This window comes from Streptomyces griseoviridis (assembly GCF_005222485.1).
GTDB classification, from domain to species: domain Bacteria; phylum Actinomycetota; class Actinomycetes; order Streptomycetales; family Streptomycetaceae; genus Streptomyces; species Streptomyces hintoniae.
The window spans coordinates 3,365,791-3,390,061 of the sequence record NZ_CP029078.1 but is presented as its reverse complement, the minus strand read 5'-3'; the positions used below and the strand labels follow the sequence as shown (position 1 = coordinate 3,390,061).

Here is a 24,271-nt window from a genome sequence, read left to right as displayed (position 1 = left end):
CGTCCGTACCCCGTCGGGGACGGGCCACCGCCGCCCATGGTTCCCGGGACGTGACGCGCCCCCGTTCCCCGAGGCGTGACGCGCCCCCGTTCCCCGGGACGTCACACACCCCGTTCCCGTGGCGTGACGTGCCCCGTTCCCCGGGCCCGCCGCCCCGAGCAGACCTTACGGCCCCCGCGCCCGCCCGTTCGTCCCCTCGAACAACTCGAAGCGGTCACGGTCTTGTCCGGACCACTGTTCAGAGGCTAGCTTCTCCTTACATAGAAAGCGCTTGCTGTGACGCTCATCAGGAGGGCGAACGCGGCACGCACACCGCGTACAACGCTGTGTACGACACCTGCGAAGGGAATGACGTGACACGCAAGACGGTGCGGATCGCCATGAACGGCGTGACCGGACGCATGGGCTACCGCCAGCACCTGGTCCGCTCCATCCTGGCCATCCGCGAACAGGGTGGCCTCGACCTCGGCGACGGCACCGTGCTGTGGCCCGAACCGGTGCTGGTCGGCCGCCGCGAGCACGCCCTGCGCGCGCTCGCCGAGCGGCACGGCATCGAGCACGTCTCGACCGACCTCGACGCGGTCCTCGCCGACCCGACCGTCGAGATCTACTTCGACGCCCAGGTCACCTCCGCCCGTGAGGAAGCGCTCACCAAGGCCATCGCCGCGGGCAAGCACCTCTACACCGAGAAGCCCACCGCCACCGGCCTCGACGGCGCCCTGGAACTGGCCAGGCTCGCCGACGCGGCCGGCATCAAGCACGGCGTCGTGCAGGACAAGCTGTTCCTGCCTGGCCTGCTCAAGCTCAAGCGCCTCATCGACGGCGGCTTCTTCGGCCGGATCCTGTCGGTGCGCGGCGAGTTCGGCTACTGGGTCTTCGAGGGCGACTGGCAGAGCGCCCAGCGCCCGTCCTGGAACTACCGCGCGGAGGACGGCGGCGGCATCGTCGTCGACATGTTCCCGCACTGGGAGTACGTGCTGCACGAGCTGTTCGGCCGGGTGAAGTCCGTCCAGGCCATCGCCACCACCCACATCCCGCAGCGCTGGGACGAGGACGACAAGCCCTACGACGCGACCGCCGACGACGCCGCCTACGGCATCTTCGAACTCGACGGCGGCGCCATCGCGCAGATCAACTCCTCCTGGGCGGTGCGCGTCAACCGCGACGAACTCGTCGAGTTCCAGGTCGACGGCACCGAGGGCTCGGCCGTCGCTGGACTGCGCAACTGCCGTGTCCAGCACCGCACTCTGACCCCCAAGCCGGTCTGGAACCCCGACATCCCGGCCACCTACTCCTTCCGCGACCAGTGGCAGGAGGTCCCGGACAACGAGGAGTTCGACAACGGCTTCAAGGCGCAGTGGGAGCTGTTCCTGCGGCACGTCTACGCCGACGCGCCCTACCACTGGGACCTGCTGGCCGGCGCCCGTGGCGTCCAACTCGCCGAGCTGGGGCTTAAGTCGTCCACCGAGGGCCGCCGCCTCGACGTCCCGGAGATCACGCTGTGACCCTCCGACTCCCGGGCACCGACGGCACGTTGCGGAGCTACGAGCCCCGCCCCGAGCCGCTCGCCCTCACCCCCGGCGCCCCCTTCACCTCCCGCACGGTCTTCTCGGCGGCCCATGTCGTCGCCGACCCGTTCGCCGACACCACCCCCGACGGACCGGCCGCCGTCGACTGGGACGCCACCCTCGCCTTCCGCCGCCACCTCTGGTCGCACGGCCTCGGGGTCGCCGAGGCCATGGACACCGCCCAGCGCGGCATGGGCCTCGACTGGCCGACCGCCGCCGAGCTGATCCGCCGCAGCGCCGCCGAGGCGAAGGCGTCCGGCGGCCGGATCGCCTGCGGCGTCGGCACCGACCAGCTGACCGCGGGCACCCTCGCCGAGGTGCGGGCCGCCTACGAGGAGCAGCTCGCGCTCGTCGAGGAGTCCGGCGCGCAGGCCATCCTGATGGCGTCCAGGGCGCTGGCGGCCGCGGCCACCGGACCCGAGGACTACCTGGAGGTCTACGGTCACCTCCTGCGGCAGGCGGACGGACCGGTCGTCCTGCACTGGCTCGGCCCGATGTTCGACCCGGCCCTCGACGGCTACTGGGGCTCCTCGGACCTGGACACGGCGACCGACACCTTCCTCGACGTCATCGCCGCCCACCCGGACAAGGTCGACGGCATCAAGGTCTCGCTCCTCGACGCCGGGCGCGAGGTGGAGCTGCGCCGCCGGCTGCCGCAGGGCGTGCGCTGCTACACCGGCGACGACTTCAACTACCCGGAGCTGATCGCGGGCGACGAGCAGGGCTTCAGCCACGCCCTGCTCGGCATCTTCGACCCGCTGGGTCCGCTGGGCGCCGAGGCGGTCCGCGTCCTGGACACCGGGGACACCGCGGGGTTCCGCGAACTCCTCGATCCGACGGTCGAGTTGTCCCGCCACCTCTTCCAGGCGCCGACCCGCTTCTACAAGACGGGCGTGGTCTTCCTGGCCTGGCTGGCCGGACACCAGACGCACTTCACGATGGTCGGCGGCCTCCAGTCGGCGCGCTCCCTGCCGCACCTGGCGCGCGCCTACGAACTCGCCGACGGACTCGGCCTGTTCCCCGACCCGAAGCTGGCCGAGGAGCGGATGAGGAACCTGCTGTCGCTGTACGGGGTGAACCAGTGAGCACCGGTCTCGAACGCTTCTCCATCAACCAGATGACGGTCAAGCAGCTGTCCCTGCCCGAACTGGCCGACGCCTGCGAGGCGTTGGGTGTCACCCAGGTCGGCCTGTGGCGCGAGCCGGTCCAGGCGTACGGCGTGGAGGCGGCGGCGAAGCTGGTGCGCGACGCGGGCCTGACCGTCACGACGCTGTGCCGGGGCGGCTTCCTGACGGCGATCTCCCCGGCCGAACGGGCCACGGCCGTCGCCGACAACAAGCGGGCCGTCGACGAGGCCGCCGCCCTCGGCACCGACACCCTGGTCCTGGTCTCCGGCGGCCTCCCGGCCGGCTCCAAGGACCTGCCGGGCGCCCGCGAGCGGATCGCGGACGCGCTGGCCGAACTGGGCCCGTACGCCGAGGAGCACGGCGTACGGCTCGCCATCGAACCCCTGCACCCGATGTACGCCTCGGACCGCTGCGTGGTCTCCACCCTCGCCCAGGCCCTGGACATCGCGGAGCGCTTCCCGGCCCACCAGGTCGGCGTCACGGTGGACACGTACCACATCTGGTGGGACGACCAGGCCCCCGCCCAGATCGCCCGAGCGGGCGCGGGCAACCGCATCCACACCTTCCAACTCGCGGACTGGACAACCCCGTTGCCCGAGGGCGTCCTCAACGGCCGGGGCCAGATCGGCGACGGCGCGATCGACATGCGCGCCTGGCAGGAACTGGTGGAGGCGGCCGGGTACACCGGCGCGATCGAGGTGGAACTCTTCAACGACGGCCTGTGGGCGAGGGACGGCCGAGAGGTCCTGACAGAAACGACGGACCGCTTCAGGGCGCACACGCGGCCCTGACGAGGTCTGTGCATCGCGTTCCCTCCGCGAAGGGGCGATGCGACCCGGCCCCGGTGGCTGGCGGGGCCGGGTTGTCAGTGCCGTCCTGTACGATTTCCGCCGCTCCACCGGGCACCGGGCTTACGCGTCAGTAGACCTGGGCGAATCGGACAGTATGGTGTGCTGTGCGTCACGCTTTCAGTTATGACTTGCGTCACTTTCACATGGGCACGAATTTTCTGAGCAGGTCGAACGCTGAAATGCGGACCGGAACCGAAGACCCCGCTTATGGTCCAACCGGCGCGCAAGTGTCGCGAAGGATCTTGAGAGCAGGGCAAGATGGGGGCCGTTGCGCAGAACAAGGCGAGAGCCCCATCTCCGAAGCCGCCAAGCATGCAGAGATGAGGCCCTCTGGCAACACCAGATCGGGTGCGCCCCGGCCTTCGGGTCGGGGCTGCTCCCTTTAGTGGCTCAGGAACTCACGCACGATCTTGTAGATCATGAAGATCGGTCCGAGCCAGCGGGCGCGACGGTACATCTTGTCCGCTGTGGTGTTCTGGTGTCCCTCTGGCTGTGCGGCCATCGGGCCGCCCCCTTTCTGGTCCACGTTCGTGAACCCCGCGGGGCGTCCACGCCGTAGTCGCGGACCCTCAGAGGAGCGGTGATAGCCCCACACAGTACCCGGCGGCACCGTCGGCCACGGTGTGGGCGCCGCGGGCCTGGGGGTGTCCGGGGCGTGCGTGGGTGGCACGGCGTGCCCAACCGGGCGGTCGGCATGCCACGTATGTGGCGATCAAGGCAACTGCCAGCGCTTTTGCCGCGGTTGGCCAAACTACGGCGTGTCAGTTCCCGTGACGCACGTTGCGTAAATCACACCCTGGGGATGACATCGAATGCGCTCAAGTCGTTACGGACTGATCGCGAATGGCATCACTCTTCCCTGCTCGTGACCGTGCGGCGAGCTGTGGCGATGGTGTGCCGTTCAAATCCGTTCAGAAGATGACGCGTTCGACATCGGGCACCAGGGGCCACGCAGAACGCCGAGGAGCGACGGGCCAGTACGGGACCGGCGTCCTCGTCATTGCTGTGTCCGACGATCAGAAAGCCACGGGTGAGGTGCCAGACGAGGCCCGCCCAGGCATCGTCGGCCACGGACAGAGGAGTTCCGCGGCCCAGGATCTCGACGGCGACGGGTCGGTTGTCGCCGCCGCATTCGGTGAGTCGTCGTTCGTAGAGCAGACCGCCCACACCCCTCCCACGGAACTCCGGCAGGACTTCGGACGAACACAGGTACACGCTCGTGATGTGGGCGGGTGCTCCGTCCAGGTCCGTGTAGTCGAGCTTGCGCCTCTGGTGCCAGGAGGTACAGCCGATCACCTCGCCCCGGTACCAGGCGCAGAGGCAGGTCTGCCCCGGGGCGGTCCGGCGGATCGATCGCAGAGCGGTGAGGCTGTCGAGCGTGGCCCGACGGGTGAAAGCGAGAAAGGCGCTCGACCGTGGATCGTCGAGTCTGGCTATGCGCAGGTCGGCTCCCTTCACGGCCGGCCCTCCTTCTGCGGTCCTGGCCCGCTCCGCCAGGTGTCCCGAAGACGGGTCTGCCTGAACTCCTCCAGCATGGGTCGCCCCGGCATCAACTGCGGCACGTTCATTCCCCAGTTCGGGTTGCCTTCCAACAGGACGGGACCCCGCTCCGACAGCCCCACGTCCCAGCCGACCGAGCCGAGACACGGAAACAGTCGATGAGCCCTGAGACACATCTCGCGCATCGCCGTCGCCCAACGGGGCGGAAGCACATAGGCGCATGGGCCTCGGTCCGTGCCCTGTGCGTCAAGCCCGTTCCCACAGGAACCGTCTTTGCCGACCAGGTGCGCGGTGCCGCCCTGTCTGCGATTGGCCGCGACGGCACCCGGCCCGCCACGGAAAAGAACCATTCCCACCACCTCCGTGCGTCCCCTGAGCCGGGAAGTGACCACCCGCATGGTCGGCAGGGCGGTGTCGCCGGCCTCGGCGAACCAGTCCTGCGGCCGCAGCCGTTCCTCAGCGACGAGCCGGCCGCCGCGCACCAGTTCCCGCAGCGCCGCATGACTCCCCGCCGGCGGCTCACGGCACGCGCGGGCCGCCCACACGGACTCGCCCTGCAATCCGTGGCGGTCCTTCAGGACACAGAGGGTGCCGGGTGCGATGTCCGCGTGACAGAACTCCAGGACCTGCCGTGCCCCGCCCCCGTCCGGTGTCCAGACGCGGGTCACCGGAGGGATCAGGGACTGGCGCGGGACCTTGATGTCCGCCGCCTCAAGACGTCGGTTGCACTCCGCCTTGTCGTTGACCAGAGCGGCTGCCACGGCACAGTTGTTCCAGTCACGGTGTTCGGCCCGGCGCGCTCTGGGCACCACACCGCGCAAGGCGTCGAGGTCCGGTCGCCCGCACCGGCGCAGGGCCATGATGTCGCGGCTGTCGCAACTCGTCCGGAGCGCCAGGACCACCGCGTCGAGGACCACATGGTCGTCACTGATCGTCCGACGGTGACGCCACACGTCCGCCGCGCCGCGCACGCCGTAGAGCAAGGAGCGCAGCGCCCGGCCCGCGCCTCCCGGGCCGGTCGTCGCGGTGACGACGGCTCCCCAGCTCAAGCGCGGCGCCGTGGCCGGGGTCAGGTGGCCGCGGTGCGGGCCGCACACGTAGCGGGCGGCGAGCCACAACGGCATCGGCCGACCGACCGGGTCAGGAGCGTGGGTCATGGGCGATCACGCGTGACCGTTCCGAATCCACGTCCGACCAACTGCGCAGCACCCGGTTCCTGATCGTCCGTGCCACCGCGGCCTCGAATTCGGTCACGGCACGAGAGACCGGCGAGGGCCCGTCCGGCACCTCCCCGGTATCGAGGAACGCACGGAGCTGGGCCAGCGAGGCGGCGTCGAGACCGGATCGGACGAACGCCTCGTAGTTCGGGCGGAGGAGGCGCGCGGGACTGCCGATCACGAGGTGCCCCGGGCGCACGGTGCGGGTGACCACGGCTGCCATGCCGGCGTAGGACCAGTGACCCATGACGGTGCGGGGGTGCAGCGTGCACCCGATGCCGAGCCCACTCCAGTCGAGCAGGACGCCGTGGCCTCCCACGGTGCAGTTGACCGACACGGTGACGTGGGAGCCGACGCGGGTGTCATGGGCCAACAGGCTTCCCGCCCCGACCGAGCTGTGGTCGTGGACCACCGTGGCGTCGCCGACCGGGCCGTGCACGACGGAGTGCTCGCCGAAGTAGTTGCCGTCGCCGATGCGGACCATTCCGGTCCGTTGGGGAGCGATGTCCCGCCGATGGGCCTGGCGGCACCGGCCGCCGATGACGGAGTAGGCGCCGAAGAAATTGTCGTCACCTATGGACGCGGGGCCGCAGATCACCACACCGTGCTCGAAGGTGTTCCGTCTCCCGATCGCGACATCGCCGATGACTGAGGGCCCTGCGGCCATGGCGGCTCCTTCTCACCAGTCGGATATGTCCAGGGCTTTGCGCACCTCGCCCGTGCATCGCCTGATCAGGTCGATCGTCTCGTCCCGGAGCGCCGGTCGCAGGCGAGGGGCGGAGCGCCGCCACTCGGTGACGATCTCGCCGTAGCCGTCCCTGCGGGCATGCTCGGGCAGGTGCTCGTAGGACCACAGGAGGACGTCCCAACCCGCCGCGCGCATCGTCAGGTACTCCTCGGCGATCTTGCGCCAGCGTTCCGCGTAGAAGACCGCGAACCAGGAGTCGGGACCGCCGTACTCGTCGGCGATGTCTCCGTGCCGACCGGGCTCGCACATCGAGCGGTAGGCCGCGGCCGGTTCACGGAGGAGGAAGACGACACGTCGTCGACCGGTGTGCCGCAGAAGGTGCTGTTCGGCCCAGGTGCTCAGGACCGCCGTCGTGGCCGGGGCCGAGGCGAGCCGGTCGAGGTAGCGCTGTATGCCGGCGATACCGGTGGTGTCCAGCGTGCAGCCGTCGGCCCGCCGCATGAACTCGGCGTGTTGCGCTGCGCGGCCTTGCTTCACCCAGTGACGGTGGTGCACGATGTCCGGCTTGTTGTGGACGGCCAGCCCTGCCCGGCCCAGGGCATGTCTCAGGTACGTCGAGCCTGAGCCGCCCATACTGCAGAAGACCGTCGGATCAGACGAGTTCAAGGCGATCACCGTCCGCGAGGACGCGGACTTCGGCCCCGCAGCCGCGGAACGCGCTCAGCACCGCGGTCTCCTCGGCGGCCGGGAACCCGATGTGCGTCAGCAGGACCCTCTCCAACGCCGGTCGTTCGCGCACGAGTTCCGCGATGTCCGTCGCGCCCGCGTGCCCGGCGTTCCCGGACAGTCCGCCGCCGCAGTCGACGACGAGTGTCCGCGCGGAGTCGTCCACCGCGCGCGCCAGCCGGTCGTCGCAGACGGCGTCGCCGGAGAACACGGTGTTGAGCACCCGGTAGCCGAGGGCCTCCATGCCGCCATGGGTGACGGGGAAGGCGGCGACGGCGAGTTCCACGATGTCCTCGCACTCGGTGGGACGGTGCGGCTCGACGTGCCTCCACTCGATGCGGGGAGCGTTGCGCCGCTGCTCCAGCCCGAAGGCGGCGAGGAGCGACCGTCCGACGCCGAGGGTCTCCGGCGTGCCGTGGACAGTGAGCGGCTCCTCCGTGAACAGGCCCAGCATCCACAGGGAGTGGATCAGGCTGGGAAGCCCGTAGACGTGGTCGGGGTGGCCGTGGGTGAGGAGGAGATGGCGGAGAGCGCCGGGATCGAGACCGCGGCGCAGGATCTCGTGCACGGGGCTGCCGCTGCAGTCGACGGCCAGCAGTGAACCGGCGGCCTCGACGAGGTACGAGGAGTTCGCCCGCGCCGCGCTCGGTCTGGCCGATCCGCTGCCCAGCACATGGAGTGTGCCCGCGCGCTGATCCACGTCGTCCCCCAGCTCTCTCTGCGTGTGCTGCCGTCCGTCGTTCACTCTGGTTCTCTCACCTTTCCTCTTCGAGTTCCTGCCAGTTGCGCACGGAGGAGTTGCGCTCGGCGAAGAGGCGCTCGATGTCCAGCGACCGACGCCCGGCCTCCACCGCCTCGCGGATGGCCTTGACCCGTTTCCTGATGCTTCGGTGTTCGAGGCCGCCTCGGAAGACCGGGGTCATGGTGTGGAGCAGCACGGGATCGTTGACGGCGGCCGCGTAGGCGTAGGCGACGCGCGGCTCGACGCCCCCGGTCAACGCCGGCAGGCTGGCCTTTCCGCCGTTCCCCCTGCTGAGCAGGGGCATGATGGCTTCGTAGAGGGTTCCGCTCTCCAGGGCGGGGACGCTGAGCAGCCCGACGTTGACGATGTCGCCGCCCATGGCGTGGATCATCGAGGCATAGGCCGACTGGCTCCATGAGGTACGCCCCGACGGGTAGGAGGCGAGCGTGTAGGCGAAGATGGGTACGTTCCAGGCACGCAGGTACTCGAGGACCGAGAAACCCATGGCGACCGGGCACAGGCGGATTCCGAGGGTGATGTTGGGGGTCCGGGGCTGCACTGTCGTGGCGATCTTCTCGACCAGCCTGACCGCGTACTCAAGTCTGCTCGTCGCGTTGAAGAAGAGCGCGACGGGGCGTGCCGTCGTCGCTTCCTCGGCCACGGCGGCGGCACGTGCGGTCAGTTCCTGGTCGTTCACGTTCAGACTGAGGTCGGTGATGACCTGTACTCCCGCCCGCACCAGAGTGCGGCTCACCTCGTTCCAGGACTGGCTGGCCGCGCTCTTCGGTACGGGTACCGAGAGCCAGGGCGCGGGCGAGGCGGCCCCCTCCAGGAGACCGGTCCCGCGGACCGGGCCGGGGAAGAAGGAATCGCTTCCACGCGGGCCGAACGCGCTGAGCGTCACGTTCCTGATCGCGGGGTCCCGGAAACTCGTGCCTCCGAGCAGGGCGACCAGCCCCGCCGAACCCCGCTCGGCCATCCCGAAGTCGCCGAGTTCGAGGTCCACGCTGAGGGACAGCCTCAGCCCGTCCTGACGGGCGTCCGTCCGGTAGGTCATGTCGATGTCCGCCAGGCGGTCGGTCCGATGAGCCAGCAGTCCGGCTCGTACGGTGGCGACGATCCGGTCGACGTGCGAGGACGGCCCGAGAGCGAGGTCGTACTCCAGGCGCAGGGTCATGCCGGCTCGATCGGGCCGACGAGCGCCCACAACACGCTGATTGTCGTGGTGACGTTGAGGGCCACGGCCCATGGGCCCAGGCCGGTGTAGTGCGCCGCGGCGGTCGCCACGACGAACGCGGCGAGTGCGAACGCCGCCGCGAACTGGAACCGTACCGAGCGGCGCCACATACGCGCGCTTCCTTCCGGAGTCCCGGATCTGACCGAGGTACGTAATGTGGCCAGGGCCACGAAGACGGTGGTGGCCGTGCCGTCGAACTGGGAGAGCAGCCCCATCACGTCGGGGTCGCGGCTGATCGAGAGACGCTCGGTCCCCTCGTGCACGGCGAGAGTGGCCAGGACCATCAGCAGCAGGGGCATCCGCAGTACGCGCGCGTAGAACGTGGTACGCACCTCCGACCGTGTCAGTAGGACCGGACGAACGGACCGTTCGGGTCGAGCGCGTCACGCACTCTGAGAGCACGCAGCGGAGGCAGCACGGCGTCTGCCTCCTTCGGGGTCATCCACCTGACGTCCACGGCCTCGTCCGAGACGCTGGGTTCGCCCGTCTCCGCACGGCAGAGGAAGGCGATGGATATCGTGCGAAGGGAGATGTTCTTGTAGACGCCGGTGAGCCTCACGGGCCGTACGGTGACACCGGTCTCCTCGAAGACCTCGCGGACCACTCCCCGCTCCACCGCTTCGTCCGTTTCCAGCAGCCCGCCAGGGGGCACCCAGGTGCCGTCGTCCGCCCGCTTGATCACCAGAAGACGGCCGTCGTCCTTGAAGACGACGCCGGTGACGCTGACAGCATGAAGCGGTACTGCGAGATCGGAATCCACGAAGCGCTCCCCAACGGTCCATGGCATTCTAGCGAGTTGTGACGTGGGTCACGCAAGAAGAGTCCAGCCGGCCGGGCCCGAAAAAATCGGGTTCCCCGTACAACCCTCCCCCCACCCCGCCTGTCGTACTGGGCATCAGGACGTCTCGGAGGGGGATCCGGGGGGATCGGGAGACGTCCTGGGGAGGGGAAAGCAGCGGGGGCCCGGTCGACGGACCGGGCCCCTGACGCATGCCGGCGCCCTCGCCGCCCGCCCCTGCTAGGCCGGCGCACCTGGCCTCCGCCGGCTAGCACGACAGCCGCCCGCCAGGCGCCCGCCCAGTCACCCGTGAGGCGCCCGTGAGGCGCCCGTCAGCCACCCGCCGGTCACCCGTGCGGCGCCCGACGGTCCGCCCGCCAGCCGCCCCACCCCTCCCCGCCGTCGGCTAGAAGAACACCCCGCACCGCAGCAGCACGTTCGCGTACGGTCGGGCCTCCCCCGTGCGGACCACCAGCCGGGTCCGTGCCGACAGTTCCTTCAGCCGTTCGTGCGGCACGAACGACAGGCTGTCGGGAAAGTGCCCCGCCAGCAGCGCCGCCGCCTCCGGGTTGGCGTCGCGCACCTCGGTCGCCGCCGTCGCGCCCTCCACGACCAGCTCGGCGAGCAGCCCGTCGAGGATCTCGGCGAACGCCGGTACCCCGGCCCGGAACGCGAGGTCCACCACGCGCGGGCCGTCCGGTATCGGCATCCCGGCGTCGCACACCAGCACCCCGTCCCCGTGGCCCAACTCCGCGAGGGCGCCCGCGAGATGACGGTTCAGGATGCCCGCCCGCCTCACAGCGCCTCGACCTCGGCGCCGGTCGGGAACGACTCCTGCGCCCCGCGCCGGGTGACCGCCGCCGCCCCGACCCGCGCCGCGTACCCGGCCGCCTCCGCGAGGGTCGCGCCGGTGCCGAGCCGCCAGGCGAGCGCCGCCGTGAACGCGTCCCCCGCGCCCGTCGTGTCGACGGCGTCGACCCGCACCGACGCCACCCGCGTCACCTCGACATCGACACCGCCACCGACAGCGCCGACACCGCCGCCGACCCCGGCTCCGGACTCGTCCGTCCGCCTCTCCGTCTCCGTCCGCGTCTCCGCGACCAGCGCCCCCTCCGCGCCCAGGGTGACGACCACCGACCGCGGCCCCTCCGCGAGCAGCCGCCGCGCCCAGTCCTCCGGGGTGTCCCCGGCGGCCGAGTCGCCCAGGATGACCTTCGCCTCGTGCTCGTTGACGATCAACGGGTCGCAGGCCGCGAGCACTTCACCCGGCAGCGGCCGCGGCGGCGACGGGTTCAGCACGAACCGGCCGCCCTCGGGCAGGCTCCTGACGACCTCCACGACCGTCTCCAACGGGATCTCCAACTGCGTCGAGACGACCCGCGAGGTCCGGAGGAGGCCGTCGGCCGCCCGCACGTCCTCGGGTGTCAGCCGGCCGTTGGCGCCAGGCGACACCACGATGCTGTTGTCGCCCGACGGGTCGACGGTGATCAGCGCGACGCCGGTCGGCGCCCCGCCCACCAGGACGCCCGCCGTGTCGACGCCGGCCGTCCGCAGCGAGTCGATCAGCAGCCGCCCGTGGCCGTCGTCGCCGACCCGGGCCAGCAGCGCCGTCGCCGCGCCGAGACGGGCCGCGGCGACGGCCTGGTTGGCGCCCTTGCCGCCGGGGTGGACGGCGAGGTCGCCGCCGAGCACCGTCTCACCGGCGGCGGGGCGCCGTTCGACGTCGATGACCAGATCGGCGTTGGCCGATCCCACGACCAGCAGGTCGTAGTCGTACATGGGGACTCCCTGGGAAGCGAGGGAAGCGAGGGAAGGGGGGGCAAGCGGGGCAAGGGCGGGCGGGGGCGGCTCAGCCGGTGAAGCCGGCCACGTTCTCCTTGGTGACCACCTTCACCGGCACCTTGACCGTCCCGTCGACCTTCTCGCCCCGGATGGCCTTGAGCGCGTTGTCCACGGCCATCGTGCCGAGCTGGCTGGGCTGCTGCGCGACGGACGCGTACAGCGTGCCCTTCTTGACGGCGGTGAGGCCGTCAGGCGTGCCGTCGAAGCCGACCACCGGCACCGAGGCGCCCGCCTTGGCGCCGAGCGCCTTGATCGCGCCGAGCGCCATCTCGTCGTTGGCGGCGATGACACCCTTCACGTCCGGGTGGGACTGGAGCAGGTTCGACATCACGTCGAGCCCCTTGGTGCGGTCGAAGTCGGCGGGCTGTTGCGCGACGACCTTGATGCCGGGGTACGCCTTGAGCCCGGCGGCGAAGCCCTGGGCGCGCTCGCGGGCGGCGGAGGTGCCCGCCTGGCCCTGGAGGATGACGATCTTGCCGGTGCCGCCGAGCTTCTCGGCGAGGGTCTTCGCGGCGAGTTCACCGCCGGCGACGTTGTCGGAGGCGACCAGCGTGGCCGTGGTGGCGTGGTTGACGCCCCGGTCGACGGCGACGACCGGGATCTTCGCCTTGCCCGCGGCCTTCACGGAGTTGCCGGCCGCGTCCGAGTCCACCGGGTTGACGATGATCGCGTCGAGGCCCGAACTGGTGAAGTTCTGGAGCTGGTTGGCCTGCTGCGAGGCGTCGTTCTGGGCGTCGGTGACGGTCAGGTCGACGCCCTTCTTCTTGGCCTCGGCCTGGGCGCCCGCCCGGATCTGCACGAAGAACGGGTTGTTGAGGGTGGAAAGCGACAGGCCGATCTTCGGGTCGGCCGTCGCGGAGGAGCCGTTGTGCAGGAAGGAGGTCGCGCCGACGATCGTCACCGTGACGACGGCCGCGAGACCGTACGTCGCCGCCTGCCGGCCCTTGCCGCCGCCGGTGCCGGCCGCCACCGGGGTCGCCCCGGCCTTGCGGCGCAGCGTGTCGAGGAGCACCGCGAGCGCGATCACGACACCGATCACGACCTGCTGCCAGAACGCCGACACGTTCAGCAGGTTGAGGCCGTTGCGCAGCACCGCGAGGATCAGCGCGCCGATGAGGGTGCCCGACGCCTTGCCGGTGCCGCCCGCGAGGGAGGCGCCGCCGATGACGACGGCGGCGATGGCGTCGAGTTCGTAGCCGTCGGCGGCCTGCGGCTGCGCGGAGGAGAGCCGGGCGGCGAGCACGACACCCGCGACGGCGGCGAACACACCGGACAGCGCGTAGATCGCCAGCTTCTGCCGCTTGACGCGCAGCCCGGAGAGGCGCGCGGCCTCCTCGTTGCCGCCGATCGCGTACATGGAACGGCCGATGTAGGTGCGGCCGAGCACGAACGCGGCGATCAGCCCCATCACCACCATGACCAGCACCGGGACCGGCAGCCAGTCGCCGAGGGTGTCACCGAGGTGCGAGACCGAGTCGGGGAACGGGATCGGGACACCGCCGGAGATCACCAGCGACAGACCGCGCGCCACTGACAGCATCGCGAGCGTCGCGATGAACGGTGGCAGCTTCCCGTACGAGATCAGGAAGCCGTTGACCAGGCCGCACGCGGTGCCGGTGAGCACGGCGAGGACCACCGCGAGGACGACGGGCACCCCGTGCTGGGTGGCGCCCCAGGCGAGCACGGTCGCCGACAGCGCGGCCACCGAGCCGACCGACAGGTCGATGCCCGCCGAGACGATGACGAAGGTGACGCCGAACGCGAGGACGGCGGTGACGGCGGCCTGGACGCCGACGTTCAGCAGGTTGTCGGTGGTCAGGAAGTCCCCGGAGAGCGCCGACAGGGCGACGACGAGGACGATCAGCGCGGTGAGCGCGCCGTTGTCGAGGAGCAGCCGGCGCAGACCGGAGGCGCCACTCGCGCCCGTCGCGCCCTTGAGCGTGTCAGTGGCCACGGGGGGCCTCCACTTCGGTAGCAGGGGTGCCGTCCGCCGGGGTGCCGGGCGCGGCGGGGGTGGAGACGGCGAGGGACATCACCGCGTCCTGGGTGGCCTCGTCGGCGGTGAGTTCGCCCGCGATCCGGCCCTGGGCCATCACCAGGACCCGGTCGCTCATGCCGAGGACCTCCGGGAGATCGCTGGAGATCATCAGGACGGCGGCCCCGGCGGCCGTCAGCTCGTTGATCAGCTGGTAGATCTCGACCTTGGCGCCGACGTCGATGCCGCGCGTCGGCTCGTCGAGGATGAGGACCCTGGCGTCGGCGAGCAGCCACTTGCCGATGACGACCTTCTGCTGGTTGCCGCCCGACAGGGTGCGCACCTGCTGGCCGAGGCCCGCCATCCGCACCCCGAGCCGGTCGGCGATCCGCTCGGCCGCCGCGTGCTGCCCCTTGAGGTCGACGATCCCGGCGCGGGTGGCGGACCGCAGCGTCACCAGGCCGAGGTTCTCCTCGACGGACGCGTCGAGGACCAGGCCCTGGCCCTTGCGGTCCTCGGGCACCAGGCCGATCCCGGCGGCCATCGCCGCGTTCACGTCCGCGCGCCGCAGCACGGCCCCGCCGACCCGGACGGTGCCCCGGTCGTAGGGGTCGGCGCCGAACACGGCCCGCGCGACCTCGGTGCGCCCGGCGCCGACGAGACCGGCGATGCCGACCACCTCACCGGCCCGCACCTCGAAGCCGACGTCGTGGAAGACGCCGTCCCGGGTGAGGCCCTCCACGGAGAGCAACGGCGTTCCGGTTTCGGGTCGTTCGCGCGGGTACTGCTGCGCGATGGAGCGGCCCACCATGAGCCGGACGAGTTCGTCCTCGGGCGTCGAGGCGGGCACCTGGCCGACGGACCTGCCGTCCCTGATGACGGTGACCCGGTCGCCGAGGGCGGCGATCTCGTCCAGGTGGTGGGTGATGAAGACGATGCCGACGCCGTCGGCACGCAGCGCGCGCACGATCGCGAACAGCTTCTCGACCTCCTCGGAGGTGAGCACGGCGGTCGGCTCGTCCATGATGAGCACGCGCGCGTCCAGGCTGAGCGCCTTGGCGATCTCGACCATCTGGAGCCGGGCGATGCCGAGTTCACGCACCCGCGCGCGCGGGGAGACGTCGACGCCGACGCGCGCGAGGAGCACCTCGGCGTCGGCCTCCATGCGGCCCCGGTCGATCATCCCGAACCGGCGGGGCTGCCGGCCGAGGAAGATGTTCTCGGCGACCGTGAGGTCGGGCACCAGGTTGAACTCCTGGTAGATGGTGGCGATCCCGAGGCGCGCGGCGTCCTGCGCCCCGTGCACGCGCACCTCCTGCCCGCCCGCCAGGATGCGTCCCGCGTCGGGGGTGTAGGCGCCGGAGAGCATCTTGATGAGGGTGCTCTTGCCCGCGCCGTTCTCGCCGAGCAGGACGTGCACCTCGCCCCGGCGCAGGTCGAAGTCGACGCCGTCGAGCGCGATCACCCCGGGGAAGGTCTTCCGTATGCCCTCGATGCGCAGCAACTCGTCCGGGTCGCTCACGGCTGGCTCCTGTTCGTTGCGGATGGCTCGCCGCACGAGCGGCGTACGACGAGACGGGCCGGGAGGGTGACGGAGGATGGCGGCCGACCCTCGATCCGGTCGACGACGGCCCGTACGGCGGCCCGGCCCAGGTCGCCGGTCGGCTGCGCGATGGCGGTGATCGGCGGGTCGGTGTGCACGAACCAGCGGATGTCGTCGAACGCGGCGAGCGCGAGGTCGTCGGGCACCCGCAGCCCGCGCGCGCGGACGGCGTCCAGGGCGCCGAGCGCCATCAGGTTGTCGGTGGCGAAGACGACGTCGGGCGGCACGGGCAGGTCGAGGAAGCCCTCGGTGACCCGGCGTCCGCTCTCCGCCTGGAAGTCGCCCTGCCCGATGTAGACGTCGGGCAGGGGGATGCCGTACGCGGCGAGGGCGTCCCGGAACGCGTCGACGCGCTCGCTGCCGGTGGTGGTGGCGGCCGGGCCCGCGATGATCGCGAGCCGCCGGTGCCCGAGCCGGTGCAGATGGGCGACGAGGTCGCGGACGGCGCCGGTGCCGTCGGCGCGCACCACGGGCACGTCGAGTCCGGGGATCCACCGGTCGACGAAGACCATCGGCGTCCCGGCGATGGCGGCGTCCAGCATCAGCGGAGAGCCGCCGTCGGTGGGGGAGACGAGCAGCCCGTCGATCCGGCGGTCCAGGAGGGTCCGTATGTGGTGGTCCTGGAGCTCGGGGCGTTCGTCGGCGTTGCCGATGATGACGCTGTAGCCGAGCGCGCGGGCCTCCTCCTCGACGGAGCGGGCCAGTTCGGTGAAGTACGGGTTGAGCACGTCGCTGATGACCAGGCCGAGGGTGCGGGTCTGGTCGGTGCGCAGGGATCGGGCGACGGCGTTCGGCCGGTAGCCCAGGGCGTCGACGGCGGCCAGCACACGGACGCGTGCGGCGGCGCTGACCGACGGGTGGTCGTTCAGGACGCGCGAGACCGTGGCGACGGAGACCTTCGCCTCGGCGGCGACGTCCTTGATGCTCGCCATCGCGTTCCACCTCCTTGTGGAATCGATTACATCGATGTTTCACGGAGGATTGGAATCGATTACACGGTCGACTGACAAGAGGGCTGCGAGGGCCGAGACGCAATCGTGACCGAGGTGGGGGAACGTCCGGCGGGCTGAACCGATATCCGGTGGATCCCGTTGGGGGCGGTGCCGTCGCATGAGAGGAAGTACGCACACATGGCCACCCCACCCGACCGGTACCCGCACAGCTCGTCCGCCCTGGGGGGCGAGGCCCCGCCCGCTTACGAGGAGGTCTGGCGGTCCAGGCCCGCCAACCCGCAGGAGGCGGCGGCCTACGACGCGGCGGCCTACGCCGAGCTGAACAGCGCGGGCATGAGCCAGGGGGAGCGCAACCGGTTGGACCTGGACAGGGCACGGGCGGCGACCGGGCCGGGGCGGGGCGCCGGATGGCAGGCGCCGCGCCCGGTCGCGCCACCCGTCCAGGACGACGGGGAGCGGAACGCGCGGAACCTCCAGGCGGCGCGGGACGCGTCCCGCCCGACGGGGCCGGTGCTCACCGAGGGCGAACGCAACGCGCGGGACCTTGCGGCGGCGCGGGCGGCGACCGGACCCCGGCAGGGCGGCCCGGTGCCGTCACGTCCGTCGGGGCCGCCGATGAGCCAGGGCGAGCGGGAGGCGCGGGACCTGAACGAGGCGAGGCGGAGGGCCAGGGTCCGGGAGATCGAACAGACGCCGACGGCTCCCGCGCCGGCCCGGCGCTCCCTGTGGGAACGGGAGCCGCAGGGGACGCGGTGGCAGCAGCCGGGGGTGGACGCCCGTCTCCAGCAGGAGTCGAGCCTGACGGTCCGGACGAGCCTGGCGCAGACGAGGTACGGAGCGCCCAACCCGCCCGTCACGGGGCTGGAGCCGCTCAGCCCCGACAGCGCGCGGCCCGGGGCGACTTCGGGCCCGATGGGTGCGGTGGACCCGTTCGCGTTCACGGCCCGGCAGGATTCCCTCGCGTCCACGCCGACCACGCCCGTGGACATCCGCAACCCCCTGAGCGGCGGGGCCGGTTCGCTGCTCCCGATGGACCCCGGCATGAGCCAGGACGTGACCCGCTGGGGCGTCTCGGCCCAACAGGCGAGGAACCCCCTGGGCAACGCGGCGAACACCTACGCCCCGCAGGGCGCACCGTCCCACGACCCGGCGAACTCCCGCCGCGCGGCGGACGGCCAGCGAGTGCGGCAGCGCCAGAACGCGCCGAGGACGCGCTGAGGGGCCGGGCGTCGGTTCGGGAGCCGCGCGCACGGGAGACGCGTGCGCACGCGCCGGGGAGGCGGGCCGGGTGAACCGGCCCGGTTTCGCGGCGGGTTCACTCGTCGGCGAACAGCTCCTCGGTGTCGGAGACCCGCACGGCACGCTGCCCCCAGGCCTCGAGCTGAACGGGGTCGGCGCAGCGGGAGACACGTTCCCGAACGGAGTCGGTCACGGGGAGGCCGCGCCACTTCAGAATGTCGATGACCAACTCGCGACACTTCTCGAGGCGGCCTTCTTCACGCCCTTCCTCGCGGACTTGCTCCGCCAGCGGGTGTCGCCAGAAGTACTGGATCGCCGTCATCAGGTCCCTCCACATCTGCTTCGCCTGGGGATCGACCAGGCATGAGTCGAACCGCCAGCTCTCGTTCCGTGCGATGAGCTCAACGAGCTAGGCAGCCGCGAGTTCGCACCAGACGTACTTGCCCCGGTTGCCGAGGCGGGACAGTGGGTGCCAGCCCCAGACCTCGGAGCACGCCTGCACCAGGGCCAGCCCCCGCCCCTCCTCGTCGGCGCGCTCCAACGGCGTTGGCGGCGCGGGCGGTTCGGGGTCGGCGTCCCAGGCGCCGATCCGCAACGTCCCTGGAGGCACCCAGCAGACGCGCAGGGCGGCGGGCCCCTTGGTGTGCCGCACGGCGTTCGACACCAGCTCGGTGGCGAGCAGTTCGGCGACGTCGACGAGCCGGATCAGCCCGTGCATGGTGAGGATCAGCCGGAGGGTGCGACGACTGACGGTGACGGCGCGCAGGTCGTTGGGGATGTAGAGGGAGTACTCCCAGGGTTCGGGCGGGGTTTCGGGCATGGGGCGACTCCGGGGCGGGGGTGACGGATAATTGCGCGCAGAGTGCGCGGCACGTCACCGAAGGTAAATCTAAATCTAGAGACGAAGCAAGCGACTCGCGTAATCTGGCACCCGAACGAGTCGTACCCGCAGGCGTGTTGAACCGAGGAGCGGTCGAGAGATTTGAGGCGCGAACCAACAGCGCGGCAGCTGCGTCTGGCGACCGAACTGCGCAGGCTCCGTGAGGCGGCGGGCTTCACCTCCCGCCAGGCCGCGGCGTTGCTCGGCGTGAGCCCCGCTCAGATCACCCACATCGAGTCCGCGCTCGCGGGAGTGAGCGAACAACGCCTGCGCCGCCTGGCGTCCCATTACGCCTGCACGGACGAGAAGTTCGTCGACGCGCTGGTCGCGATGGCGACGGACCGGACCCGGGGCTGGTGGGAGGAGTACCGGGGCCTGCTGCCGACGTCGTTCCTGGACTTGGCGGAGCTGGACCATCACGCGACGTTCGTACAGGACGTGGCCATCCTGTATGTGCCAGGTCTCTTGCAGACGGAGGACTACGCCCGCGCGGTCTTCTCGTCGAGGCTGCCGGAACTCACGCCTGAGGAACTTGAGTTGCGTGTCGACCATCGACTGGCGCGTCAGAGCAAGGTCACTTTCCCGCACACGGTCGTGATCCACGAGGTGGCCCTACGCATCAGGGTCGGCGACCGAGCCACAACGCGGGCTCAACTCGGCTGGCTGCTGGAGCTAGCGGATGCAGACCGCATGACTTTGCGTGTCATCTCATTGGACCTGGACGGCTTTGCAGGTGCTTCCAGTTCCATGACGTACGTCGGTGGCACCCTGCCGAGACTCGACACCGTGGTGCGTGATGCGCCGCACGGCTCGCTCCTTCTCGATTCCGAGGCGCAACTAAACTCCTATCGAACCCGTTTCCGCAGGATAGAAGCCGTATCGCTTGAGCCTGACCGGTCGCGCGAACTCATCCACCAACTGGCGAAAGAACTGTGAGGCACTCCATGGACAACTGGCGTAAGTCGTCGTACTCGGGCGAGGGTGATGGCAACAACTGCGTCGAGATCGCCCACACCCCCACCCACGCGGCCGTCCGCGACACCAAGGCCCGCGCCCAGGCCACGCTCATCTTCCCTGCCGCGGCTTTCGTCCCCTTCATCGAAGACCTGAAGCAGCGGCCTCGCCGCTGATCTGATGCCCTCCATGGAGAACTGGCGTAAGTCGTCCCACTCGGGTGGTGGCGACGGCAACGACTGCGTCGAGATCGCCCACACCCCCACCCACGTCGCCGTCCGCGACACCAAGGCCCGTTCCAAAGCCACCCTCACCTTCCCCGTCGCCGTCTTCCTCCCGTTTCTCGGTGGGGTGAAGGGGGAGCCTCGGGGCTGAGTGGGGTGTCGGTGTCAGACCTCGCCGGTACCGTCGGAGCATGTCCAATCAGACGGGGCTCGCGACGCTCGAAGGCGTGCTGGAGCGCATCACGTACGCCAACGAGGAGAACGGCTACACGGTCGCCCGCGTCGACACCGGACGCGGCGCGGGCGACCTCCTCACGGTCGTCGGCGCGCTGCTCGGCGCGCAGGCGGGGGAGTCGCTGCGGATGGAGGGGCGTTGGGGCTCCCACCCGCAGTACGGCAAGCAGTTCACCGTGGAGAACTACACGACCGTCCTGCCCGCCACCGTCCAGGGCATCAGGCGTTACCTCGGCTCCGGTCTGGTCAAGGGCATCGGGCCGGTCTTCGCCGACCGGATCACCCGGCATTTCGGCGTCGACACCCTCCAGATCATCGAGGAGGAGCCGCGCCGGCTGATCGAGGTGCCGGGGCTCGGGCCCAAGCGGACCAAGAAGATCGCCGAGGCGTGGGAGGAGCAGAAGGCGATCAAGGAGGTCATGCTGTTCCTCCAGAGCGTCGAGGTGTCGACGTCGATCGCGGTCCGCATCTACAAGAAGTACGGCGACGCGTCGATCTCCGTCGTGAAGAACCAGCCCTACCGGCTCGCCGCCGACGTCTGGGGCATCGGATTCCTCACCGCCGACAAGATCGCCCAGTCCGTCGGCATCCCGCACGACAGCCCCGAGCGGGTCAAGGCCGGTCTCCAGTACGCGTTGTCGCAGGCGACGGACCAGGGCAACTGCTATCTGCCGGAGGAGCGGCTGATCTCCGACGCGGTCAAGCTCCTCCAGGTGGACACCGGTCTGGTCATCGAGTGCCTCGCCGAGCTGGCCGCGCCGGGCGAGGACGGCGAGGAACCCGGCGTGGTCCGCGAGAAGGTGCCGGGGCCCGACGGCGGTGAGCCCGTCACCGCCGTCTACCTGGTCCCGTTCCACCGCGCGGAACTCTCCCTCGCCGCCCAGCTGTTGCGGCTGCTGCGTACCGACGAGGACCGGATGCCGGCCTTCAGGGACGTGGCGTGGGACCGCGCGCTGGGCTGGCTGAAGGGCAGGACGGGCGTGGAGCTCGCGGCGGAGCAGGAGGCCGCAGTCAAGCTCGCGCTGACGAGGAAGGTCGCGGTGCTGACCGGCGGCCCCGGCTGCGGCAAGTCCTTCACGGTCCGCTCGATCGTGGAGCTGGCGCGTGCCCGAGGCGCCCGTGTGGTCCTGGCCGCCCCCACCGGCCGGGCCGCCAAACGCCTCGCCGAGCTGACGGGGGCGGAGGCGTCCACCGTCCACCGCCTCCTGGAGCTGAAGCCCGGCGGGGACGCGGCCTACGACCGTGACCGCCCGCTCGACGCGGACCTCGTGGTCGTCGACGAAGCCTCCATGCTGGACCTGCTGCTCGCGAACAAGCTGGTCAAGGCGGTCCCGCCAGGCGCCCACCTGATGTTCGTGGGGGATGTGGACCAGTTGCCGAGCGTCGGCGCGGGCGAGGTGCTGCGGGACCTGCTGGCCGACGGCGGTCCGATCCCGGCGGTGCGGCTGACCCGGGTGTTCCGGCAGGCGCAGGAGTCGGGGGTGGTCACCAACGCGCACCGGATCAACTCCGGGCAGCACCCGCTCACCGACGGCCTGAAGGACTTCTTCCTCTTCGTGGAGGACGAGACGGAGGACGCGGGCCGGGTCACCGTGGATGTCGCGGCCCGCCGCATCCCGGCCAAGTTCGGCCTCGACCCGCGCCGGGACATCCAGGTGCTCGCGCCGATGCACCGGGGTCCGGCGGGCGCGGGCGCCCTCAACGGCCTGCTCCAGCAGGCGATCACCCCGGCCCGCCCCGACCTGCCGGAGAAGCGGTTCGGCGGCCGGGTCTTCCGGGTCGGCGACAAGGTCACCCAGATCCGCAACAACTACGAGAAGGGCGCGAACGGCGTCTTCAACGGCACGGTCGGCGTCGTCACCGCCCTCGACCCGGTCGAGCAGCGCCTCACCGTGCTGACCGACGAGGACGAGGAGGTGCCGTACGAGTTCGACGAACTCGACGAGCTGGCGCACGCCTACGCCGTGACCATCCACCGTTCGCAGGGCAGCGAGTACCCGGCGGTGGTGATTCCGGTCACCACGGGCGCCTGGATGATGCTCCAGCGCAACCTTCTGTATACGGCCGTCACCCGCGCCAAACGGCTGGTCGTGCTGGTCGGCTCGCGCAAGGCGATCGGCCAGGCGGTCCGCACGGTCTCCGCCGGACGGCGGTGCACGGCACTCGACTTCCGGCTCGCGCCCGCTCCGCCACGGGGCTGACCGGCCACCTGTCTGGGAGGCTTGCCCCGGACCCGGAACGTCGACCCCCGTGGCCCTGAGGCACCGACCCCCGACGCACGCGACCGCTCTGTGTCAAGGATCACAACAAATGATCGATCAAATGAGTCGCGAAGGTCACACAGCACTTCCCGTCGGGGAACACAGGGGGCAGGATGAGCGAGTTGGCGGCACTGAGTGCCGCCGATAGACCCGATGGTCGACCCCGAGTGCACTCTCCTACACCAAGTGGGGGAAGGTAGAGACAGTCAGGGCACCTCGAAGATGAGGCACAACGTCGGTGAGGGAAGACGTGAGCGACAACTCTGTAGTACTGCGGTACGGCGACGGCGAGTACACCTACCCGGTGATCGACAGCACCGTCGGCGACAAGGGCTTCGACATCGGGAAGCTCCGCGCCCAGACCGGTCTGGTGACGCTGGACAGCGGATACGGGAACACCGCTGCCTATAAATCCGCGATCACCTACCTCGACGGTGAGGCGGGCATCCTCCGCTACCGCGGCTACCCGATCGAACAGCTGGCCGAGCGTTCCACCTTCCTTGAGGTGGCCTACCTGCTGATCAACGGTGAGCTGCCCACGGGCGACGAGCTGACCTCGTTCCAGGACGAGATCACGCAGCACACGCTGCTGCACGAGGACGTCAAGAACTTCTACCGGGGCTTCCCGCGCGACGCGCACCCGATGGCGATGCTGTCGTCGGTGGTCTCGGCGCTGTCCACGTTCTACCAGGACAGCCACAACCCGTTCGACGAGAAGCAGCGCAACCTCTCCACGATCCGGCTGCTCGCCAAGCTCCCGACGATCGCGGCCTACGCGTACAAGAAGTCGATCGGTCACCCGTTCGTCTACCCGCGCAACGACCTCGGTTACGTCGAGAACTTCCTGCGCATGACCTTCTCGGTCCCCGCGCAGGAGTACGACCCCGACCCGGTCGTGGTCTCCGCCCTCGACAAGCTCCTCATCCTGCACGCCGACCACGAGCAGAACTGTTCGACGTCGACGGTGCGGCTGGTGGGCTCCTCGCAGGCGAACATGTTCGCGTCCATCTCGGCCGGCATCAACGCGCTCTGGGGCCCGCTGCACGGCGGCGCCAACCAGTCCGTGCTGGAGATGCTGGAGGGCATCCGCGAGGACGGCGGCGACGTCGACGCCTTCATCCGCAAGGTGAAGAACAAGGAGGACGGCGTCCGCCTGATGGGCTTCGGCCACCGGGTCTACAAGAACTTCGACCCGCGCGCCAAGATCATCAAGGCCGCCGCGCACGACGTCCTCTCGGCTCTCGGCAAGTCCGACGAGCTGCTGGACATCGCCCTGAAGCTGGAGGAGCACGCGCTCTCCGACGACTACTTCGTCTCGCGCAGCCTCTACCCGAACGTCGACTTCTACACCGGCCTGATCTACCGGGCCATGGGCTTCCCGACCGAGATGTTCACGGTCCTGTTCGCCCTCGGCCGGCTCCCGGGCTGGATCGCCCAGTGGCACGAGATGATCAAGGAGCCCGGCTCCCGCATCGGCCGTCCGCGCCAGATCTACACGGGCATCGTCGAGCGCGACTTCGTCGCCGTCGAGGAACGCTGATCCGCCGAGTCGCCGACCGCTGATTCACCGGGTCACCGATCCACTGAGTCATCGATTCACCGAGTCGCTGATTCGTCGAGGCACTGACAGCACGTTCGCCGTCATCGAGGGGCGCCGGTTCTCCGGCGCCCC

Annotated in this window: 24 protein-coding genes; 9 read left to right on the top strand and 15 right to left on the bottom strand. The window is 70.4% G+C overall.

Features of this window, described 5'->3' with window-relative positions; translation table 11 throughout:
* Window positions 1-353 precede the first annotated feature (353 nt).
* The 3 genes from DDJ31_RS14195 to DDJ31_RS14185 are packed head-to-tail and all read left to right on the top strand — an operon-like array spanning window position 354 to window position 3,486.
* Window positions 354-1,505, top strand: a complete 1,152-nt coding sequence (locus tag DDJ31_RS14195; RefSeq protein ID WP_127179920.1) for a Gfo/Idh/MocA family protein — start codon at window positions 354-356, stop codon at window positions 1,503-1,505.
* Window positions 1,502-2,653 (top strand): dihydrodipicolinate synthase family protein, encoded by a 1,152-nt coding sequence (locus DDJ31_RS14190; RefSeq protein ID WP_127179921.1) that lies wholly within the window; start codon window positions 1,502-1,504, stop codon window positions 2,651-2,653. The genes DDJ31_RS14195 and DDJ31_RS14190 overlap by 4 nt, the downstream gene beginning before the upstream one ends.
* Window positions 2,654-2,685: 32 nt before the next feature.
* Window positions 2,686-3,486, top strand: coding sequence for a sugar phosphate isomerase/epimerase family protein (locus DDJ31_RS14185; RefSeq protein WP_127182801.1), 801 nt, complete (start codon window positions 2,686-2,688; stop codon window positions 3,484-3,486).
* A gap of 909 nt (window positions 3,487-4,395) precedes the next feature.
* Here DDJ31_RS14185 and DDJ31_RS14180 read toward each other — a convergent pair.
* The 13 genes from DDJ31_RS14180 to DDJ31_RS14120 all read right to left on the bottom strand — a co-directional run bounded on the left by DDJ31_RS14180 (window position 4,396) and on the right by DDJ31_RS14120 (window position 16,786).
* A complete protein-coding gene (locus DDJ31_RS14180) occupies window positions 4,396-5,004 on the bottom strand; it encodes a GNAT family N-acetyltransferase (protein ID WP_164784967.1) in 609 nt (202 codons plus the stop codon).
* Window positions 5,001-6,203, bottom strand: a complete 1,203-nt coding sequence (locus DDJ31_RS14175) for a sugar-transfer associated ATP-grasp domain-containing protein (protein ID WP_127179923.1) — start codon at window positions 6,201-6,203, stop codon at window positions 5,001-5,003. Before DDJ31_RS14175 ends, DDJ31_RS14180 begins: the two co-directional genes overlap by 4 nt.
* Window positions 6,187-6,930, bottom strand: coding sequence for a hypothetical protein (locus tag DDJ31_RS14170; protein ID WP_127179924.1), 744 nt, complete (start codon window positions 6,928-6,930; stop codon window positions 6,187-6,189). The genes DDJ31_RS14175 and DDJ31_RS14170 overlap by 17 nt, the downstream gene beginning before the upstream one ends.
* Window positions 6,931-6,942: 12 nt before the next feature.
* Window positions 6,943-7,488, bottom strand: a complete 546-nt coding sequence (locus DDJ31_RS14165) for a hypothetical protein (RefSeq protein ID WP_127179925.1) — start codon at window positions 7,486-7,488, stop codon at window positions 6,943-6,945.
* Window positions 7,489-7,603: 115 nt separating this feature from the next.
* Complete coding sequence (locus DDJ31_RS14160) at window positions 7,604-8,422, bottom strand: MBL fold metallo-hydrolase (protein ID WP_127179926.1); 819 nt, start codon at window positions 8,420-8,422, stop codon at window positions 7,604-7,606.
* A 10-nt stretch (window positions 8,423-8,432) separates the two neighbouring features.
* Window positions 8,433-9,596 carry a hypothetical protein gene (locus tag DDJ31_RS14155; protein WP_127179927.1) on the bottom strand — a complete coding sequence of 388 codons (1,164 nt, stop codon included), beginning with the start codon at window positions 9,594-9,596 and terminating at the stop codon, window positions 8,433-8,435.
* Complete coding sequence (locus tag DDJ31_RS14150; RefSeq protein ID WP_127179928.1) at window positions 9,593-9,988, bottom strand: hypothetical protein; 396 nt, start codon at window positions 9,986-9,988, stop codon at window positions 9,593-9,595. Before DDJ31_RS14150 ends, DDJ31_RS14155 begins: the two co-directional genes overlap by 4 nt.
* A gap of 11 nt (window positions 9,989-9,999) precedes the next feature.
* On the bottom strand, window positions 10,000-10,416 hold the full coding sequence (locus DDJ31_RS14145) for an NUDIX hydrolase (RefSeq protein ID WP_240678207.1): 417 nt from the start codon (window positions 10,414-10,416) through the stop codon (window positions 10,000-10,002).
* Between the two features lie 424 nt (window positions 10,417-10,840).
* Complete coding sequence (gene rbsD / locus DDJ31_RS14140) at window positions 10,841-11,233, bottom strand: D-ribose pyranase (RefSeq protein ID WP_127179930.1); 393 nt, start codon at window positions 11,231-11,233, stop codon at window positions 10,841-10,843.
* Entirely contained in the window at window positions 11,230-12,213 is a 984-nt protein-coding gene (locus tag DDJ31_RS14135; protein ID WP_127179931.1) for a ribokinase, read from the bottom strand. The genes rbsD and DDJ31_RS14135 overlap by 4 nt, the downstream gene beginning before the upstream one ends.
* A gap of 70 nt (window positions 12,214-12,283) precedes the next feature.
* On the bottom strand, window positions 12,284-14,230 hold the full coding sequence (locus DDJ31_RS14130) for an ABC transporter permease/substrate-binding protein (protein ID WP_127179932.1): 1,947 nt from the start codon (window positions 14,228-14,230) through the stop codon (window positions 12,284-12,286).
* Window positions 14,220-15,773: a sugar ABC transporter ATP-binding protein gene (locus DDJ31_RS14125; RefSeq protein WP_127179933.1), complete on the bottom strand. Its 1,554-nt coding sequence runs from the start codon at window positions 15,771-15,773 to the stop codon at window positions 14,220-14,222. Before DDJ31_RS14125 ends, DDJ31_RS14130 begins: the two co-directional genes overlap by 11 nt.
* Entirely contained in the window at window positions 15,770-16,786 is a 1,017-nt protein-coding gene (locus DDJ31_RS14120; protein ID WP_127179934.1) for a LacI family DNA-binding transcriptional regulator, read from the bottom strand. Before DDJ31_RS14120 ends, DDJ31_RS14125 begins: the two co-directional genes overlap by 4 nt.
* Before the next feature lie 198 nt (window positions 16,787-16,984).
* On the opposite strand from DDJ31_RS14120, the gene DDJ31_RS14115 reads away from it, so the two are divergent.
* Entirely contained in the window at window positions 16,985-18,025 is a 1,041-nt protein-coding gene (locus DDJ31_RS14115) for a hypothetical protein (protein ID WP_127179935.1), read from the top strand.
* 97 nt (window positions 18,026-18,122) lie between these two features.
* Here the strand turns inward: DDJ31_RS14115 and DDJ31_RS14110 are convergent, their stop codons facing one another.
* Both DDJ31_RS14110 and DDJ31_RS14105 read right to left on the bottom strand, forming a co-directional pair.
* Window positions 18,123-18,368 carry a hypothetical protein gene (locus DDJ31_RS14110; RefSeq protein WP_127179936.1) on the bottom strand — a complete coding sequence of 82 codons (246 nt, stop codon included), beginning with the start codon at window positions 18,366-18,368 and terminating at the stop codon, window positions 18,123-18,125.
* Window positions 18,369-18,455: 87 nt separating this feature from the next.
* Complete coding sequence (locus DDJ31_RS14105) at window positions 18,456-18,866, bottom strand: ATP-binding protein (RefSeq protein WP_127179937.1); 411 nt, start codon at window positions 18,864-18,866, stop codon at window positions 18,456-18,458.
* A gap of 162 nt (window positions 18,867-19,028) precedes the next feature.
* Between DDJ31_RS14105 and DDJ31_RS14100 the strand changes: the two genes are divergently transcribed.
* From DDJ31_RS14100 to DDJ31_RS14080, 5 genes are all read left to right on the top strand, one after another.
* Window positions 19,029-19,862, top strand: a complete 834-nt coding sequence (locus tag DDJ31_RS14100; protein ID WP_127179938.1) for a helix-turn-helix domain-containing protein — start codon at window positions 19,029-19,031, stop codon at window positions 19,860-19,862.
* 8 nt (window positions 19,863-19,870) lie between these two features.
* A complete protein-coding gene (locus DDJ31_RS14095) occupies window positions 19,871-20,056 on the top strand; it encodes a DUF397 domain-containing protein (RefSeq protein WP_127179939.1) in 186 nt (61 codons plus the stop codon).
* Between the two features lie 4 nt (window positions 20,057-20,060).
* On the top strand, window positions 20,061-20,255 hold the full coding sequence (locus DDJ31_RS14090) for a DUF397 domain-containing protein (RefSeq protein WP_171480823.1): 195 nt from the start codon (window positions 20,061-20,063) through the stop codon (window positions 20,253-20,255).
* Between the two features lie 40 nt (window positions 20,256-20,295).
* Window positions 20,296-22,539: an SF1B family DNA helicase RecD2 gene (gene recD2, locus DDJ31_RS14085; RefSeq protein WP_127179941.1), complete on the top strand. Its 2,244-nt coding sequence runs from the start codon at window positions 20,296-20,298 to the stop codon at window positions 22,537-22,539.
* A gap of 310 nt (window positions 22,540-22,849) precedes the next feature.
* A complete protein-coding gene (locus DDJ31_RS14080; RefSeq protein ID WP_127179942.1) occupies window positions 22,850-24,139 on the top strand; it encodes a citrate synthase in 1,290 nt (429 codons plus the stop codon).
* Window positions 24,140-24,271 lie beyond the last annotated feature (132 nt).